The 17,100-nt window shown below is 65.0% G+C and carries 15 protein-coding genes and 1 pseudogene; 7 read left to right on the top strand and 9 right to left on the bottom strand.

Annotation, left to right across the window (positions count from 1 at the left end):
* Nucleotides 1-28 precede the first annotated feature (28 nt).
* Nucleotides 29-889 (top strand): carboxylating nicotinate-nucleotide diphosphorylase, encoded by an 861-nt coding sequence (gene nadC / locus T31B1_RS16000; RefSeq protein ID WP_353250527.1) that lies wholly within the window; start codon nucleotides 29-31, stop codon nucleotides 887-889.
* 197 nt (nucleotides 890-1,086) lie between these two features.
* Here the strand turns inward: nadC and metC are convergent, their stop codons facing one another.
* Nucleotides 1,087-2,250, bottom strand: a complete 1,164-nt coding sequence (gene metC / locus T31B1_RS15995) for a cystathionine beta-lyase (RefSeq protein WP_353250526.1) — start codon at nucleotides 2,248-2,250, stop codon at nucleotides 1,087-1,089.
* A 143-nt stretch (nucleotides 2,251-2,393) separates the two neighbouring features.
* Here metC and T31B1_RS15990 point away from each other — a divergent pair, with 143 nt between their 5' ends.
* Nucleotides 2,394-3,164 carry a glycerophosphodiester phosphodiesterase gene (locus T31B1_RS15990; RefSeq protein WP_353250525.1) on the top strand — a complete coding sequence of 257 codons (771 nt, stop codon included), beginning with the start codon at nucleotides 2,394-2,396 and terminating at the stop codon, nucleotides 3,162-3,164.
* Nucleotides 3,165-3,196: 32 nt separating this feature from the next.
* On the opposite strand, the gene T31B1_RS15985 is transcribed toward T31B1_RS15990, so the two are convergent.
* Nucleotides 3,197-4,171, bottom strand: a complete 975-nt coding sequence (locus T31B1_RS15985; RefSeq protein ID WP_353250524.1) for a glutathione S-transferase family protein — start codon at nucleotides 4,169-4,171, stop codon at nucleotides 3,197-3,199.
* Nucleotides 4,172-4,175: 4 nt separating this feature from the next.
* Nucleotides 4,176-6,047 carry a signal peptide peptidase SppA gene (sppA, locus tag T31B1_RS15980; protein ID WP_353250523.1) on the bottom strand — a complete coding sequence of 624 codons (1,872 nt, stop codon included), beginning with the start codon at nucleotides 6,045-6,047 and terminating at the stop codon, nucleotides 4,176-4,178.
* A 299-nt stretch (nucleotides 6,048-6,346) separates the two neighbouring features.
* Between sppA and trxB the strand changes: the two genes are divergently transcribed.
* The gene (gene trxB / locus T31B1_RS15975; RefSeq protein WP_353250522.1) at nucleotides 6,347-7,375 is read left to right on the top strand and encodes a thioredoxin-disulfide reductase; all 1,029 of its coding nucleotides are present in this window, start codon (nucleotides 6,347-6,349) and stop codon (nucleotides 7,373-7,375) included.
* Nucleotides 7,376-7,462: 87 nt separating this feature from the next.
* Entirely contained in the window at nucleotides 7,463-8,023 is a 561-nt protein-coding gene (locus tag T31B1_RS15970) for a C40 family peptidase (protein WP_353250521.1), read from the top strand.
* A gap of 135 nt (nucleotides 8,024-8,158) precedes the next feature.
* Here T31B1_RS15970 and rplS read toward each other — a convergent pair whose 3' ends face one another.
* From rplS to ffh, 5 genes and pseudogenes are all read right to left on the bottom strand, one after another.
* Complete coding sequence (gene rplS / locus T31B1_RS15965; RefSeq protein ID WP_353250520.1) at nucleotides 8,159-8,506, bottom strand: 50S ribosomal protein L19; 348 nt, start codon at nucleotides 8,504-8,506, stop codon at nucleotides 8,159-8,161.
* A 127-nt stretch (nucleotides 8,507-8,633) separates the two neighbouring features.
* On the bottom strand, nucleotides 8,634-9,386 hold the full coding sequence (gene trmD / locus T31B1_RS15960) for a tRNA (guanosine(37)-N1)-methyltransferase TrmD (RefSeq protein WP_353250698.1): 753 nt from the start codon (nucleotides 9,384-9,386) through the stop codon (nucleotides 8,634-8,636).
* 16 nt (nucleotides 9,387-9,402) lie between these two features.
* Nucleotides 9,403-9,927: a ribosome maturation factor RimM gene (gene rimM, locus T31B1_RS15955; RefSeq protein WP_353250519.1), complete on the bottom strand. Its 525-nt coding sequence runs from the start codon at nucleotides 9,925-9,927 to the stop codon at nucleotides 9,403-9,405.
* A 171-nt stretch (nucleotides 9,928-10,098) separates the two neighbouring features.
* Nucleotides 10,099-10,335, bottom strand: a pseudogene (gene rpsP / locus T31B1_RS15950) (30S ribosomal protein S16); the annotation flags it as partial.
* A 338-nt stretch (nucleotides 10,336-10,673) separates the two neighbouring features.
* Nucleotides 10,674-12,071, bottom strand: a complete 1,398-nt coding sequence (gene ffh / locus T31B1_RS15945) for a signal recognition particle protein (RefSeq protein WP_353250518.1) — start codon at nucleotides 12,069-12,071, stop codon at nucleotides 10,674-10,676.
* A gap of 180 nt (nucleotides 12,072-12,251) precedes the next feature.
* Between ffh and T31B1_RS15940 the strand changes: the two genes are divergently transcribed.
* Together T31B1_RS15940 and T31B1_RS15935 are read left to right on the top strand one after the other, a co-directional pair.
* Nucleotides 12,252-13,055 carry a cytochrome C assembly family protein gene (locus T31B1_RS15940; RefSeq protein ID WP_353250517.1) on the top strand — a complete coding sequence of 268 codons (804 nt, stop codon included), beginning with the start codon at nucleotides 12,252-12,254 and terminating at the stop codon, nucleotides 13,053-13,055.
* A 66-nt stretch (nucleotides 13,056-13,121) separates the two neighbouring features.
* Nucleotides 13,122-14,435, top strand: coding sequence for an HlyC/CorC family transporter (locus T31B1_RS15935; protein ID WP_353250516.1), 1,314 nt, complete (start codon nucleotides 13,122-13,124; stop codon nucleotides 14,433-14,435).
* A 27-nt stretch (nucleotides 14,436-14,462) separates the two neighbouring features.
* Here T31B1_RS15935 and radA read toward each other — a convergent pair whose 3' ends face one another.
* Nucleotides 14,463-15,830 (bottom strand): DNA repair protein RadA, encoded by a 1,368-nt coding sequence (gene radA / locus T31B1_RS15930; RefSeq protein WP_353250515.1) that lies wholly within the window; start codon nucleotides 15,828-15,830, stop codon nucleotides 14,463-14,465.
* A gap of 282 nt (nucleotides 15,831-16,112) precedes the next feature.
* Between radA and T31B1_RS15925 the strand changes: the two genes are divergently transcribed.
* Nucleotides 16,113-17,096: an alpha/beta hydrolase gene (locus tag T31B1_RS15925; protein WP_353250514.1), complete on the top strand. Its 984-nt coding sequence runs from the start codon at nucleotides 16,113-16,115 to the stop codon at nucleotides 17,094-17,096.
* The last annotated feature ends 4 nt before the right edge of the window (nucleotides 17,097-17,100 follow it).

Here is a 17,100-nt window from a genome sequence, read left to right as displayed (position 1 = left end):
CTGATCCGACCGCCGAGCACTCTCGCCGATGAACGAATCCGAACTGCCTGCCGATCTGAACGCGGTCGTCGACCGTGCGCTGGATGAAGACATCGCCGACGGCGATCGCAACGCGGCGCTGGTCACGGACAACCGTATCGCCCGCGCCCGGGTGATCGCCCGGGAAAACGCGGTTCTGGCCGGCGCCCCCTGGTTCGATCGTGTGTTCGCCGCCCTGGACGAGCGGGTGACGGTGAACTGGCATGTTGCCGACGGGCAGCGGCTGATCGCCGAACGCGTGGTGTGCGATATCGAAGGCCCGGTGCATGCGTTGCTCAGCGGCGAACGCACCGCGCTGAACTTCCTTCAGCTCATGTCCGGTGTGGCCAGCGCAACCCACGAGTATGTCGAGCGGGTCAAAGGCACCCGCACCGATATCATCGATACCCGGAAAACGCTGCCTGGCCTGCGCAGCGCGCAGAAATACGCGGTTCGCTGCGGTGGCGGCCTGAATCACCGCTTCGGCCTGTTCGACGCCATCCTGATCAAGGAAAACCACATCATGGCGGCCGGCTCGATTGCCGGCGCCGTGGCCCGTGGCCGCGAACAATCGCCCGAATTGTTCCTTCAGGTCGAGATCGAGACGCTCGCCGAACTCGAACAGGCGCTCGAGGCGGGCGTGGATGGCGTGCTACTGGACAACCTGCCAAGCCACGTGCTGGCGCGCGCGGTGAACATGGCCGATGCGCACCGTCGGCGTTTCCGTCAGCAGATCGTCATCGAAGCCTCGGGCGACATCAGTCTGACCAATGTGCGCGAAATCGCCGATACCGGCGTGGATCGAATCTCCATCGGCGGGCTGACCAAGCACGTACGTGCCACCGACTTCTCCATGCGCATGCAGTCATAGCGCGTCAGGGCGCGCCGCCGGGTCCGGATCGCTCAAGCGCGGCGCGTCGAAGACACCGGCGGGTCGCATAGACCCGGCGCGCATCCTGGTCGAATGGCCACTGGAACGAGGTTGCGCGGAATGCGACACCCGCGGCCCGGCTTGACGCTGCTCATGCCGCCACAGAGCGAGCCGCATTCGCGACCCGACCTGCCTGCTCAGAGCCCCAGTCGATCCAGCCCGGCGCCGAGATCGGCGATCAGGTCGTTGATATCCTCGAGCCCGGCATGAATACGCAGCGTCGGGCCGGTCGCGGACCAGGTCGTGGCCGTGCGACTGCGCCCCGGGTCGACTGGCAGGATCAGGCTCTCGAAGCCGCCCCAGGAAAACCCCATGCCATACAACTCCAAGTCGTCCAGCATTGCCGCCAGCTGAGCCCGCGAACACGGCTGAAGCACGGCGGCAAACAGCCCCGATGAACCGGTAAAATCGCGCCGCCAAAGTGCATGCTGCGGATGATCGGCGCGGGCCGGATGGATCACACGAGCGACCTCGGGCCGCTCGGCCAGCCAGTCGGCTAGCGCCAGGGCACTGGCCTGATGCACCGGCAGGCGCTGGCCCAGCGTGCGCACGCCGCGCAGCCCGAGATACACATCATCCGGGCCGGCACAATAGCCCATCGAAGCCGCGGTCTTGCGCACCGCCAGATAATGCGATTCCGAGCAGTTGATCACCCCGAGCATGGCGTCGGCATGGCCAACGAGATACTTGGTGGCTGCATGGATCGAGATATCGGCACCGTGACCCAGCGCATCGTAGTACAGCGGTGTCGCCCAGGTGTTGTCGGCGATCACGGTCAGATCATGCGCGTGGGCCACTCGAGCAAGTGCCGGCACATCACTGATCTCGAACGTCAACGAACCCGGGGCTTCGACGAATACCGCCCGGGTATCCGGGGTGATCAACGCCTCGAGCGCCTGCGCATCGAGCGTGGGATCGAAATAGGTCGTCCGTACGCCCAGGCGCTTGAGCAGGCCTTCACACAACCCGCGTGTCGGTCCGTAGACATTGTCGGTCACCAGCAGGTGCGTGCCGGATTCGGCCACGCTCATGACGGCGGCGACAATTGCTGCCAGCCCGGAGCAGGTCGTGACCGCGCCGTGGGCGCCCTCCAGTTCAGCCACCGCCGCTTCGAAGGCGAATTGCACCGGGGTGCCGTTGCGCCCGTAGTACACCCCCTTGAACGGATTCTGCTGGGCAGACTCGAGCGCATCCAACGACTCGAAAATGACCGTCGAGGCATGATAGACAGGGGGATTGACGATGCCTTGCTGGGCGGCCGGATCACGACCGGCATGAACGAGACGGGTGGCGGTCTTCATTGGGGCATTGGCTCCTGTTCTGTCGGGTTTCGCATCCGGGCACTGCGCCGGCCAGCTTCTATCGCGAGCCCGCGGCCGTGTCGTCTATAGTGGGGTTGCCACATCCTGCGAAACCGCTCGTGAATCCTCGTCTGGAAAGCTTATTGTCCCATACCGCCGAGACGGTGCTCGCCCGCATGCCTCGGCGTGCGCCCAGCCCCGGGCAGCTCGCCAGCGCCAAGATCGTGGCCCATCGCGGCCAACGCGACGGTGTGCACGTACGGGAAAACACCTTTGCCGCCTTCGATCCGGTCGTCACGGCCGGGGTGGCGGCCATCGAATTCGATGTCCGCTATACCCGCGACGACGAGCCCGTCGTCGTGCACGATGCCGACTTGAACCGCGTGTTCGGCCTGGCCGATGTCATCGCCGACACCTCCTGGAAACAGCTTTCGCGTCGGGCCCCGACCTTGCCTCACCTGGGCGACCTGCGCGATCGCTATGCCGGGCGTGCGCACCTGATGATCGAGCTCAAGACACGCGGCAGCACACGCGGCGAACGCCGATTGCTCGACCATCTGCAAGGCCTGACGCCCGCGCAGGATTTTCATGTCCTGTCTCTGGATACCACGCTGTTCGCCGGCGCCGCCGGTCTCGATCCGCGCTGTTATCTACCGGTCGCCAAGCTCAATCTCGCGCGTTTGCAGCGGTGGGCACTGAGCCACGAGTGTGCAGGCCTGGCCGGGCCGTACGCGTTGCTGCGTCCTGGCCATATTCGTGCGTTACAGCGCGCGCGGGGGTTCGTCGGCAGCGGCTTCGTGACCACTGCCGCCGTGTTGTTGCGCGAGATTGCCCGCGGTGTGGAATGGGTATTCACCAACCATCCGCTGCGGCTGCAGTCAGCCCTGGCCGCGGCCCGCGCCGAGACCGGCTGAGGGTTGCCGCGCTCGGGCGGCTCCGCACCCCATCAGCCGACCGCGGCCACCGCATCGCGTCCGTGCGCGCTGTACAGATCCAGTGCCGGGCCAAGCGGCACGATGCCGGTCGGGTTGATCGTGCCGTGACTGCGGTAGTAATGCTGCTTGATATGGTCGAAGTTCGTGGTATCGGCGACGCCGGGCACCTGGTATAGCTCTCGCAGATAACCCGACAGATTGGGGTAGTCGGCGATACGGCGCAGATTGCATTTGAAATGTCCGACATAGACGGCATCAAAGCGCACCAGGGTCACGAACAGACGCCAGTCCGCTTCGGTGATGCGATCGCCGGCCAGATACCGCTTTTCGGCCAGCCGCGCATCCAGCCAGTCGAGCGCGGCGAACACGGCTTCAAAGGCCTCTTCATAGGCGTCCTGGGTGGTGGCGAACCCGGCCTTGTACACGCCGTTGTTTACATCGTGGTAGACCCGTTCGTTTACCGCATCGATCTCGTCGCGCAGCGCGACCGGATAATAGTCGCGCTCGGGATGCTCGGCCAACGCATCGAAAGCGTTGTTGAACATGCGCACGATATCGGCCGATTCGTTGGACACGATGGTTTCGTGGTGACGATCCCATAGGGTGGGGGTGGTCACCCGGCCAGTATATCCACGGGCGGCCTTTTGATAGAGCTCGAACAGATGATCCAGCCCGTACAGCGGATCGGGGATCGCGCCCGGCGCATCGGAGAACGACCAGCCCCACTCGCCCATGTACGGGTCGACCACGGACACGTCGACGATCTTCTCCAGGCCCTTGAGCTTGCGCAGGATCAGCGTGCGATGCGCCCACGGGCAGGCCAGCGAGACATACAGATGATAACGGCCGGCCTCGGCCGCAAAGCGCGCCTCCGGGTCGGGGCTGACCCAGTCTCGGAAACCGGCCGACTCGCGCACGAACTTGCCACCGTGCGACTCGGTGTCATACCACTGATCGGTCCATCGACCGTCGATGAGCAAACCCATACTGCTACTCCACGTCGGGCGCGGCGTCGATACGCCGCAGGCTCTGCCCGCCGTCCAGCGAGCAGAAACAATGTGCATAAAGATGCCGGGGGTCGTTCAAACCATGTTGTAGCCAGCCCAGGCTCTGGTCGTCGGCCACGCGGGCGAGCCAGGCCGGCATGATTGCCGAGCTGACGTGCGACGACATGAACTCGCGCAACGCAGTCTGCCAGTTGGCGGGCGGCTGCATCGGCTGCAGCCCGTAGTCGCCGTCCTTCAGACCCGCCAGCTCGGCGGCGGCCTGTTCGGCGCCGACGAAATCGCCGAGCTGGTCGACCAGGCCGATCCGTGCTGCATCCGCGCCACTCCAGACCCGGCCCTGAGCGATCCGTTCCACCGCATCCGGCTCGAGATTGCGCGCCTCGGCAACCCGGCCGACAAACTGCTCATAGCCATGATCGACGCCAGCCTGCAGCATCGTCTTGACCGGCTCCGACAGCGGTTGATCCAGCCGCAGCGCTCCGGATAGCGGCGTGGTGCCGACGCCGTCGGTATGTATGCCGAGTTTGTCGAGCGGTTGCTCGAACGTGGGAATCACCGCGAATATGCCGATCGACCCCGTCACTGTCGACGGTTCGGCCCATATCTGATCGGCGTTCATCGAAATCCAGTATCCGCCCGACGCAGCCACCCCGGCCATGGACACCACGACCGGCTTGCCCGCCTGACGGGTGAGCTCGATTTCGCGGCGAATGCGTTCGGAGGCAGTCACCGAGCCGCCCGGCGAGTTCACCCGCATCAACAGGGCCGCGACATGGTCGTCGCGCCGCGCATCGGCGATCATCCGGGCGATCGTATCGCCTCCGGCCGAATCGGGCACGCTCTCGCCATCAACGATCGCGCCTTCGACGACGACCACGGCGATACGGCTGTCGGTACGCGGCGCGGCGCGATCGGCATCGGTTGCGCCCAGATAGTCGACCTGGTTGATCTGGCGGAAACTGCCATGGGCTTCGTCAGTTCCGACCTGATCGCGCATGGCCTGGCGTACCTGCTCAAGCGAGGCGACCTTGTCCACCAGGCCCGCCTGCGCAGCCATGCGCGCGGCATCGCCACCCAGCGAGACGAGGGTGTCCGAAAACCCGTCGATATAGGCATCGATATCGGCCGGGCCGGCATCACGTGCGGCGGTGACCTCGTCGCGATAAATCGTCCACAGTGAGTTCAGCCACAGCTGGTTGTCGGCCCGTGCCTCCGGCGACATATCGTTGCGTGTATAAGGTTCTACGTAGGATTTGTACTTGCCCACGCGGAAGACGTTGATGGTCACACCCAGCTTGTCGAGCGCGTCCTTGTAGTAGTTGCGATAGGCGCCGTATCCGGGAATGAATACATATCCCAGCGGATCCAGATAGATCGTGTCGGCATGACTGGCCAGTTCATACTGGGCCTGATCATACGACGGCGCCCAGGCAACGACCGGCTTGCCGGAGCGTTTGAAGCGGTCGATGGCCGCCACCAGATCCTGCAGCTGACCCGGCTGAGCGGCACCCAACTCGTCGAGCTTGAGAAAAGCGATCTTGATCCGCGGGTCGTCAGCCGCGCGATCCAGCGATTCGACCAGGCTACGCACCACCGATTGCTGGGTCGGCTCGGAAACCAGCGAACCGAGGATGCTGGTGACGCTGCTGTCGCGTTGTTCGACCAGATCGCCGGTCGGCGTCCATACGAGCGCCCCGCCCTGGGGCACGTTGACCGGTGCACTGCTGAAAAAAGCCAGATACACACCGACCGGCACGACCAGCAGCACGACGATGAGCAATAGCGCATACACCAGAGCGATGGTGCGCCAGATGCCGGAAAACAGGCGCCGCAAGAGCGAACGATTTTTGGCCACGGAAACTCCACTAGGTTCGCCGGCCCACAGAGCACCGGCGATCGCTGATTGATCGTGCAACGGGCCGGCCGGGCCACGCGCAGCCCGGGTGTCGGTACCACCACCCGCACCGGCACGCACACGCAAAGGCAAGACGATATGACCACCCGCCCTACGCGGATGCAAACGCCGCCGACGCGTGGCAGTGTAGCGACTCGCGGTCGGTGCCGCGACTTGAATTGCGGCATGATCCGCCGCATCTAAGCCAGCCTGAAACCATTCCACGCAGGCGCGGCCTGCCACGGCGCATGGAAGCGACAATGAGCCTAGAGACGTCCGATAAACCCGTTGTACATCATCGTCTGATCATTCTCGGCTCCGGCCCGGCCGGCTATACCGCGGCGGTGTACGCGGCGCGCGCGAACCTGTCGCCGGTGCTGATCACCGGTATGGAACAAGGCGGCCAGCTCATGACCACCACCGATGTGGACAATTGGCCCGGCGATGTCGAGGGGCTGCAGGGCCCCGGGCTGATGCAGCGCATGGAGGCGCACGCCAAGCGCTTCGACACCGAGATCCTGTTCGATCATATCCACACGACGGAGCTGGCAAGCCCGCCCTATCGCCTCGAAGGCGATCGCGGTGTGTACACCTGCGACGCGCTGATCATCGCCACCGGAGCCACTGCACGATATCTGGGGCTGGAATCGGAAACCGCTTTCATGGGCAAGGGTATTTCTGCCTGCGCCACCTGCGACGGTTTTTTCTATAAGGGCAAGAACGTCGCCGTGATCGGCGGCGGCAATACCGCGCTCGAAGAAGCGCTGTATCTGTCCAATCTCGCCGCCCATGTCACCGTCGTGCATCGTCGCGACAAGTTCCGAGGCGAAAAGATTCTCGCCGACAAGCTGTTCGATAAGGCCGCCCACGGCAACGTCACCATCGTGTGGGATCACGAGCTCGACGAAGTGCTGGGCGACGAAATGGGCGTGACCGGCGGACGTATTCGCCACAAGACCAGCGGTCAGACACAGGAGCTGGCAGTCGATGGCATCTTCATCGCGATCGGCCACAAACCCAACACCGATATCTTTGCCGGCCAGCTCGACATGGAAGGCGGATACATCAAGGTGGCCAGTGGCACCCAGGGCAATGCGACCGCCACGAGCCAACCCGGCGTGTTCGCCGCCGGAGACGTCATGGATCATGTCTATCGCCAGGCGATCACCTCGGCGGGCACAGGTTGCATGGCCGCGCTCGACGCCGAGAAGTATCTCGATGCGCTGATTGCCGACGAAGGGCCGCGCGATGCTCATGTGGAAAGCCAGGTCGCCCACCGCGCGATCTGATCGGGACGGGCGGCGGCGATCGATCTGCGCCCGAACGAGCCGGTCTAGCCCTAGGCGTACCCAGCGCGCTTGAGGCATCATGCGAGCATGAATGCCAATCAAGCGATCCTCAGACCCGGGGCGTATATCGCCCTGGGTATCTCTGCCTTGCTCGTGCTGTCAGGCTGCAGCGGTGCGCCCCCGCACGCGACGGCGGCCGAGTCCGCCGCCACGCCCACTGGGACGGCCCCTCACGGCGAGATCGCGCTGCCGGCAGACACCCGGGCTGCCATCACGGCCTACGCGCTCGAACAGCTCGACGCACCGTACCAGGCCAACGCCGTCGGCCCCGACGCCTTCGACGACAGCGGTCTGACCTACTACGCCTATCGCGGCGCCGGGGCGAGCCTGCCACGCGAAACCCAGGCCCAGCTCGAGGCCGGCAAACCGATCGACCTCTCGGAAGCCGCGCCCGGCGATCTGGTGTTCTTTCGCGTCGACACACCGGCTACGGGCGACCGTCTTCTGGTGGGCCTGTATCGCGATACCGGCGAGGCGATCCTGGCCTCGCCGGCCGTCAACGGCGAACAGGGCGTGAGCCTCATCGATCTGGACGACGATTTCTGGCAGCAGCGTATGGTCGGCGTCATCCGAGTACTGGGGCCCTGACAGACAGACCGCCGCGCTGGGCCGGCGCTTGAATTGACAGATGCCGGTCACGAAAAAGGCGCCTCGAAGGCGCCTTTTTTCGGCTTCGGCCATGCCGAAGCGGCTGAAGATCGCGGCGCGTACGCCGCGTGATCGTTACAGCTTTTCCTTGATACGCGCGGACTTGCCGCTGCGCTCACGCAGGTAATACAGTTTGGCGCGACGCACGTCGCCGCGGCGCAGGACCTTGACCTCGGCCAGATTGGGCGAGAATGTCTGGAATACGCGCTCGACGCCTTCGCCGTGGGAGATCTTGCGCACCGTGAACGCCGAGTTCAGGCCGCGGTTGCGCTTGGCGATGACCACGCCCTCGAAGGCCTGCAGGCGCTCACGCTCGCCTTCCTTGACCCGGACCTGCACGGTCACGGTATCGCCCGCCGAGAATTCGGGAATGTTCTTGCCGCTCTGCTGTTCGGCTTCCAGTTCGTCGATGATATTGCTCATGGCCTGTCTCTGTTGAGTTCTCGTGTGCCGTCGGTGGCCGCCGGTGGCTCCGAAAGACGCGGCAGTATACCGGAACTGACCGCGTATTTCGCCCTCTGCGGGCAAAATCTTTCAACGACAAAGTGCTTCATTTCGGTGGCGCGGTCTGCTCGGCAACAAACTCGGCCAGCAGACGCGACTGATCGGCGCTCAGATCCAGTTCGGCGAGCAGGTCGGGCCGGTAAAGCCAGGTGCTACCGAGCGCCTGCTTGAGACGCCAGCGTTCGATCCTGGCGTGATCGCCGGACATCAACACCGTCGGCACGTCTTCTCCCAGCGCCTGCGCCGGCCGCGTGTAATGCGGATGGTCGAGCCGACCCTCGACGAACGAATCCTGTTGCGCCGAGCGTGCATCACCCAATACTCCGTCGACCAGGCGGGCGACCGCATCGACGATCATCATCGCCGGCAATTCGCCGCCGGACAGCACCACGTCGCCAACCGACAGCGCGATATCGACATGACGATCGACGAAGCGCTGATCGACGCCTTCGTAGCGCCCGCACACCAGCACGAAGCCGGGCCCTGCAGCCAGGCGCTCGGCCCAGCGCTGGTCGAAGCGTTCGCCCTGCGGCGAGAGCATGATTACCGGCGCATGCGTATCGGCGCGTGCAGCGCGAACACGTTCGATGGTCCGGGCCAGCGGCTCGGCCTGCATGACCATGCCCGGCCCGCCGCCGTAAGGACGATCGTCGACGCGCCGGTTCGCATTGTCGGCACAATCGCGCGGGTTCCAGCTGGCCAGTTCCAGCGTCGAGGCTCGCAGACCGCGACCGACCACGCCGAACTGCTCCAGCTGCCCGATCCACTCGGGGAACAGGCTGACCACGTCGATACGCAGCGTCACGACTGGGCCTTCAGTAGTCCGGTTCCCAGTCGGCCACGATCCGGCCGCCGGCGATATCCACCTCGTCGATGATCTCGCCAACCACGAACGGCACCAGACGCTCACGATCGCCGGTCAACACCAGCACATCGTTCGCACCGGTCTCCATCATGCCGGTCACTCGCCCGAGCGGCTCGCCGGCACGGCTGTACACGTCCAGGCCGACCAGATCGAACCAGTAGTATTCCCCCTCGCCAAGCGCCGGCATGGCCGTACGGGGCACCGCGATATCGAGGTCGATGAGTTCGGCGGCCGCATCACGGTCGTCCACCGCACCGGATTCGGCCTCGGCGAGGCGGGCGACCAGCGTCTTGCCCTGGGTACGCGCTTCCAGAACGCGAAAAGGCCGCCAGGCATCCTGGCGGCCCAATAGCCACTGGTCGAAGTCGAGCAGATTATCGGCCGGCCGGGTATAGGAATAGACTTTCACCCAGCCGCGGACACCGAACAATCCGTTGACCCGGCCGAGCACGATAGGCGGGTGCGCCTCACTCATGCCCGGCGACGTCGCCTATTCGGCGGCGTTGTTGGTCTGTTCGGCGCTCGTTTCGGCCGCGGCGTCAGAGACGTCCCCGGTCTCGCCGGCCGGCACTTCCTGCTTCTTGGCTTCCTTGGCCTTGGACACGGGCGGCGCCGCACGCTTGGCCGCTTCGCCCTCGCCGTGGCGATTGAAGAACTTGACCAGATTGGTCACGCGCTCGGAAAGCTGGGCGCCCTGGCCCTTCCAGTACTCGACGCGTTCGACGTCCAGGCGCAGGGGTACTTCGCCGCCGATCGCCACCGGGTTGAAGAAACCCAGACGCTCGATATAGCGCCCGTCGCGCGCGTAGCGCTGGTCGGTGACGACGATGTGATAGAAAGGACGCTTCTTGGCGCCGCCACGCTGCAGCCGGATTTTGACCATAGCCAGTTATGCCGTTTGGAATTGAATCAGCCAGTACCGGAACATAATGCCGGCACCCGTAAAGATCGCGCATTGTACGCCAATACGCGGGAAATGGAAGTATCGGAAAAGCCTCGAGCGATGATCGCCCGGGAGCCCGACCAACGCTCGTCCGGTCACCCGTCGCCAGGGGGAACTGCGCGGTGTGATCCCGGCCATTTCGGACCGGGCTTGCGGCCTGAACGACGAAACCCCGCCACCGGTCTTCGACCGGCATGCGCCGGTGTCCGGATACTGTCTCGTGCCCGAACGACCGATATGTGCTCCACGACAGAGCCCGGCGTTGTCTCGACGCGTGTCTATCGGCCCATGCCGGGCGGCAGGCCGCCGCCCCCCATGCCGGGCATACCGCCCCCGCCGCCCATGCCCTGCATGGCGCGCATCATCTTTTTCATGCCGCCGCCCTTGAGTTTTTTCATCATCTTGCGCATCTGCAGATGCTGCTTGAGCAGTCGGTTGACATCCTGAACCTGTGTGCCGGAGCCACCGGCGATACGTCGTTTGCGGGACGACTTGATCACATCGGGAAACGCGCGCTCCTGGGCCGTCATCGAATCGACAATGGCCAGCATGCGCTTGACCTGGGTATCGTCGGCTGCCGCTGCCATGCCCTTGGGCATCTGGCCACCGCCGGGCATCTTGTCCATGAGCGCGCCCAGCCCGCCCATCTCCTGCATCTGCCGCAGCTGGTCAGCCAGATCGTTCAGGTCGAAGCCCTTACCCTTCTTGAGTTTCTTGGCCAGCTTCTCGGCCTTGGCGCGGTCGACCTTCTGCTCGGCCTCTTCGACCAGTGAGAGCACATCGCCCATCCCCAGGATGCGCGACGCCACGCGGTCCGGATGGAACGGCTCGAGTGCTTCGAGCTTTTCGCCCACGCCAAGGAACTTGATCGGCTTGCCAGTGATCTGGCGCACCGACAGCGCAGCGCCGCCGCGGGCATCGCCATCGACCTTGGTCAGCACCACGCCGGTCAGCGGCAGCGCATCACCGAAGGCCTTGGCGGTGTTGGCCGCGTCCTGGCCGGTCATGGCATCGACCACGAACAGCGTTTCGGCCGGGTTCAGTGCATCATTGAGGCCGCGGATCTCGGCCATCATCTTGTCGTCGATACCCAGACGCCCCGCCGTATCGACGATGAGCACGTCGTAGAAACCGCGACGGGCCGCGTCCATGGCCGACTTGGCGATCGCCAGCGGCTTGTCCGTCGCCGCACTCGGGTGGAAGTCGACTTCGACGTCGGCGGCCACACGCCGCAACTGATCGATGGCCGCCGGCCGATACACGTCGGTCGAGACCACCAGCACGGATTTCTTCTCGCGCTGCTTGAGATAACGCGCAAGTTTGCCCGTGGATGTGGTCTTGCCTGCGCCCTGCAGCCCGGCCATCAGCACGACGGCCGGCGGCTTGACCCGCAGATCCAGGCCTTCGTTTGCCTCGCCCAACAGCGCGGTGAGCTCGTCCTTGACGATCTTGATCAGCGCCTGACCGGGCGTGAGGCTGGTCATGACCTCGTTGCCGACCGCCCGGGCCCGGATATCCTCGACAAACTGCTTGACCACCGGCAGCGCGACGTCGGCCTCGAGCAGCGCCATGCGCACTTCGCGCAGCGTGGCCTTGATATTGTCTTCGGTCAGCCGGCCACGACCGCGAATCGTCTGGAAACTGCGATTGAGCCGATCACTGAGACTGTCGAACATGGGTGCGCTTCATCGATGCAGGTCTGTATCGGATCAGTATACCGGCCCGCCGGCCGCTCACGAAAAATCGGCCCGCCACACGCGAGAGCCCGAAGCGTGCGCCTGAACGAACACAAGCCCTTCAAAGCCCGTTCAAATACGGCACAATAGCCGCATGTCTGCCCTGCCCGATCGAGCGCCATGGCGCTAGTCATACTGGAAGTGATCGTAGCCGCGCTGGCCTATGCCGGCGCGGCCGGCGCCGTATGGCGGCATTTGGCCGACGGGCGTGCTTACTGGCACGTCACGGCTTTGGCTGCACTGGGCCTGACCGCACAGCTGATCGCGCTGATCCATATCAGCCTGCATGCCGGCATGCTGGTCATTGGCTTGGGCACGGCGCTATCGCTGTTCGCCTGGCAGGCCGCGCTGCTGCTGTGGCTCTTCTCACTGCGGGAATCGGTCGGCGCTCTTGGACTGGTGATCTATCCGGTAGCCGCCGTCTGTGCGATCGCCGGACTGCTGGTGCCCGACACCCACAGTGCGACCGAGTCGCTGGCCTGGCCCTTGCAGGTTCATATCCTGCTGTCCGTGCTGGCCTACGGGCTGCTTACGCTGGGCGCGGTCCAGGCTGGTGTGCTTGCCCTCCAGCATCGCCAGCTGCGCCGTCGCCCGCCCTCGGGCATGTTTGTATCGCTGCCGCCACTGCAGACCATGGAGACCCTGCTGTTCCGCTTGATCGGCAGCGGATTCTTCATGCTCAGCCTGGCCATTGCCACCGGCACGCTGTTCATCGATCACCTGTTCGCCCAGCATCTGGCCCACAAGACGATCCTGTCGCTGGTGGCGTGGCTGTTCTTTGCGGTGCTGCTCTACGGACGCTGGCGCTACGGCTGGCGCGGTCGCGTGGCGGTCCGCGGTGCACTGGCCGGCTATGGTTTGCTGGTGCTGGCCTACTTCGGCAGCAAGTTGGTGCTCGAGCTCATTCTGGGCGAACATTGGTAGCCAGCGCCCCGGCGACATTCATCGCCGCCGTCCTGCGCCACTCCATTTGAATACGGGCTCGAGTTCTTGGACGCCATTTCGCTGCCGATCCTGTTCGGCATTCTGATCCTCATGCTGATGCTGTCGGCCTTCTTCTCGGGCTCCGAGACCGGGCTGATGACGCTCAATCGCTACCGGATGAAGCATCTGGCCAAAAGCGGCCACGGCGGCGCCACGCGCGCAGCCACCCTGCTCGAACGGCCCGATCGTCTCATTGGCTTGATTCTGCTCGGCAACAATCTGGTCAACATCGCTGCCTCGGCGGTGGCCACGGTCATCGGGATCCGTTTGTACGGAGACTTCGGCGTGCTGGTAGCGACTGTCGCGCTCACGGTCGTCGTCCTGATCTTTTCCGAAGTCACGCCCAAGACACTGGCTGCGCTGCACCCGGAGCGGTTCGCCTACCCGGCGTCGTATGTCTACAAGCCCCTGCTGCGCATCGCCTGGCCACTGGTCTGGGTGGTCAACATGGCCGGCAACAGCATCCTGCGCCTGTTCCGTGTGTCGGCCGAGGACGCCGCCGCGCATTCGCTGTCGTCGGAGGAACTGCGCACCGTGGTCACCGAAGCCGGGGCGATGATACCCAGACGCCATCAGCAGATGCTGCTGTCGATCCTGGATATGGAGAAAGCCACGGTCGAAGACATCATGATTCCACGCAACGAGATCGTGGGCATCGATATCAGCAAGTCCTGGCCCGAGATCCTAGACCAGCTGGTCCACAACCAGCACACGCGCCTGCCTTTGTTCGACGGCTCGATCGACGAGCTCGCCGGCATCGTGCATATGCGGCGGGTACTGGCGCTGGTTTCCAACGACGACCTGGACAAGAACGCCCTGCTCGGCCTGGCACGGGAGCCGTATTTCGTGCCCGAGGGCACGCCGTTGAACCAGCAGTTGCTCAACTTCCAGAACCAGAAACGGCGGATCGGGTTCGTGGTCGACGAGTATGGCGATATCCAGGGTCTGGTCACGCTGGAGGATATCCTCGAGGAGATCGTCGGCGAATTCACCACCGATCCGGCCACGCGGGTGAAGAACGTCTATATGGATGCCGACGACAGCTATCTCGTCGACGGCACGGTCACCCTGCGGGCGCTTAATCGCGCGATGAACTGGAAGCTGCCGGTGGACGGGCCCAAGACCATGAACGGGCTGATCACCGAACACCTGGAGACCATCCCGCAGCCCGGCACCAAGCTCAAGGTCGGCAAATACGTGCTTGAGATCGCCCAGACGCGCGCGAACCTGGTCACGACCGTGCGCGTACGCCCACCCAAGCGGCGTCTGCGCAAGCGCCCCGCCGGAGAGACCGCGCTACGCGACGACGAATCCGCCTGACCGAACGGCGCAACGGCTCGGCCGGGCTCAGCGCACCGCGTCGATCGCCTCATCGAGGCGCCCGACGCCCACGATCTGCAACTCGCCGATCCGTGCGCTGCGCGGCGTATTGGACCGGGGCACGATTGCCCGAGTGAACCCGTGCTTTGCGGCCTCGGCCAGGCGCTCCTCACCCCCGGGTACCGGCCGGATCTCGCCGGCCAGACCGACCTCGCCGAACACCACGAGCTTCTCGCCCAACGGCCGGTCGCGAAAACTCGACAGCGCAGCGAGCAGCACTGCCAGATCGGCGGCCGTCTCGGAGACACGCATGCCGCCGACTACATTGACGAACACGTCCTGATCGCCCAGGGCGATCCCGCCATGGCGATGCAATACCGCAAGCAGCATCGCCAGACGCTGTGAGTCCGGACCGAGGGCGACCCGACGTGGATTGTGAAGCTGCGAGCCGTCTACCAGTGCCTGTACTTCAACCAGCATTGGCCGCGAGCCTTCGCGGGTCACCATGACGGCGCTGCCGGGCACAGCGGTCTCGTGCCGTGACAGAAAGATCGCACTCGGATTGGTGACCTGCTTGAGCCCGGCGCCGGACATGGCGAACACGCCGAGCTCGTTGACCGCGCCGAAACGGTTCTTCACGGCCCGGATCACCCGGAACCGGCTGGAGGCTTCGGCTTCGAAATACAACACCGTATCCACCATATGCTCGAGCACGCGCGGACCGGCAATCGTGCCTTCCTTGGTGACGTGCCCGACCAGAATCAGCGCCGTGCCGGTGGCCTTGGCAAAACGCACGAGCATCGAGGCCGATTCGCGCACCTGCGATACGCTGCCCGGCGCCGAGGTCAGCGCCTGCGAAAACACGGTCTGAATGGAGTCGATCACCATCAGCCGCGGCGCCTGCGGCTTGGCCAGCGCGAGTACGCGTTCGACACAGGTTTCGGCCAGCACCGCCAGCTCGGCCTGGCCGACGCCCAGCCGCTGCGCGCGCAGATGGACCTGTTCGAGCGACTCCTCGCCGGTGACATAGAGCGCCGGAATGGCCGCCGACAGCTGGGCGAGCACCTGCAACAGAAGCGTCGACTTGCCGATACCCGGGTCGCCACCGATCAGAATGACCGAACCGGCGACCAGACCGCCGCCCAGCACACGATCGAGCTCCGACAGCCCAGTCGGCGTGCGAGCGGTCTCGCGCGGCTGGATCGCATTCAGGCGTTCGACCCGCGGCGCATGATCAGCGAACGAGGCCGGCGCGCTGGCCCCCGGTTTGGCCGGCGCCGCGGCCACGCTCTCGACCAGCGTATTCCAGGCACCACAATCGCTGCACTGGCCGGCCCATTTCGGGTGGGTCGCCCCGCAGCTCTCACATACGAATATCGATTTCTGTCGCGCCATGATCAACCTCGTGGTGCGTCCGGGCGAACGCGCACCGTGCCCGGCCGCCGGTTGGCTCGACGCACATCGCGATACGGGCACCGCGCAGCGGCGTCAGGCAAGGCACGCGTCGGGCGGCAGGCCTCGGCCCCCCCGCGCCCGCCGGCGCCCCGACTTCGCCGGGCCGGAACAAACCGGCATACTAGGCGCTGTTCTTCATTGATGCACGCCCCGAGTCCGGGACGCGTTCCGGCCAGGCCGCAACGTTCGCCGATCGGGCCTGCACACTACTTTCCGGGGACTATGCACGAGCGTCTGGATATCGATTTCGTAAGCCAGGGCACGACCTGCCGGGCGTGGTTCTATCGGCCTCGCAGCGATGCATTTCGTCATTCCGACGGCGTGCCTTGTGTGGTCATGGCCCATGGGTTGGGCGGTACGCGCGACGCTGGCCTGACACCCTATGCCGAGCGCTTCGCCGACGCCGGTCTGGCCGTGTTCCTGTTCGACTATCGGCATTTTGGCGCCAGCGATGGCGAACCGCGCCAACTGATGTCGGTACGGCGGCAGCTACACGACTGGAAGGTCGCGATCAGCGTCGCCCGGCGCCAGCTCGACGTTGACGCCGAGCGTATCGCCCTCTGGGGCAGTTCGTTCTCGGGCGGCCACGTGATCGCCGCCGCCGTAGCCGACAAGCGCATCGCCGCCGTGACCGCCCAGGGCCCCCTCATGGACGGGCTGGCCGCTGTGCTCAACCTGCGGGCCTATGCCGGCACCTGGCATCTGCTTCGGCTGGCCTGGGCGGGTACCCGCGATGCCATCGCCAACCTCGCCGGCGCCGACCCTTACTATATTCCGATCGTCGGACGCCCGGGCACACTCGCGGCCATGAGTAGCGCTGATGCCTACGACGGATACCTGGCAATCGTGCCCGACGACTGGCGCAACGAGATCGCGGCCCGTTTTGCCCTGACCCTGGCGTTCTATCGTCCGGGCAGGCGCGCCAACCGGCTCGCCTGCCCTGTGCTGATCCAGATATGCGACGAGGATTCGGTGGCCCCGACCTATGCCGCAGAAGCCGCCGCCTTGCATGCGGGTGATCGTGCCACCGAACGCCACTACCGGATCGGCCATTTCGATATCTACCGCGGCGCGGGGTTCCGTCAGTCCAGCGCCGATCAACTGGCATTCTTCGCCCAGCACCTGTCGACGGATGCACGCGACGAACGCAAGCGCCGTCGTACGCCGCGCGCCGGTGACGCGCCCAGCCCCATCCGTCTGTCCTGAACGC

Source organism: Salinisphaera sp. T31B1 (assembly GCF_040361275.1).
Classification (GTDB): domain Bacteria; phylum Pseudomonadota; class Gammaproteobacteria; order Nevskiales; family Salinisphaeraceae; genus Salinisphaera.
Note: the sequence above shows the minus strand (reverse complement) of the source record. Positions and strands in the feature narration are given on the sequence as shown.

Excerpts from the sequence above, each read along its gene's own strand:
- rimM (WP_353250519.1), bottom strand. The coding sequence starts at position 9,927 with ATGAGTGAGGCGCACCCGCCTATCGTGCTCGGCCGGGTCAACGGATTG.
- T31B1_RS15925 (WP_353250514.1), top strand. The coding sequence starts at position 16,113 with ATGCACGAGCGTCTGGATATCGATTTCGTAAGCCAGGGCACGACCTGC.
- rplS (WP_353250520.1), bottom strand. The coding sequence starts at position 8,506 with ATGAGCAATATCATCGACGAACTGGAAGCCGAACAGCAGAGCGGCAAG.
- radA (WP_353250515.1), bottom strand. The coding sequence starts at position 15,830 with ATGGCGCGACAGAAATCGATATTCGTATGTGAGAGCTGCGGGGCGACC.
- ffh (WP_353250518.1), bottom strand. The coding sequence starts at position 12,071 with ATGTTCGACAGTCTCAGTGATCGGCTCAATCGCAGTTTCCAGACGATT.
- trxB (WP_353250522.1), top strand. The coding sequence starts at position 6,347 with ATGAGCCTAGAGACGTCCGATAAACCCGTTGTACATCATCGTCTGATC.
- T31B1_RS15970 (WP_353250521.1), top strand. The coding sequence starts at position 7,463 with ATGAATGCCAATCAAGCGATCCTCAGACCCGGGGCGTATATCGCCCTG.
- metC (WP_353250526.1), bottom strand. The coding sequence starts at position 2,250 with ATGAAGACCGCCACCCGTCTCGTTCATGCCGGTCGTGATCCGGCCGCC.
- nadC (WP_353250527.1), top strand. The coding sequence starts at position 29 with ATGAACGAATCCGAACTGCCTGCCGATCTGAACGCGGTCGTCGACCGT.
- T31B1_RS15985 (WP_353250524.1), bottom strand. The coding sequence starts at position 4,171 with ATGGGTTTGCTCATCGACGGTCGATGGACCGATCAGTGGTATGACACC.
- T31B1_RS15940 (WP_353250517.1), top strand. The coding sequence starts at position 12,252 with ATGGCGCTAGTCATACTGGAAGTGATCGTAGCCGCGCTGGCCTATGCC.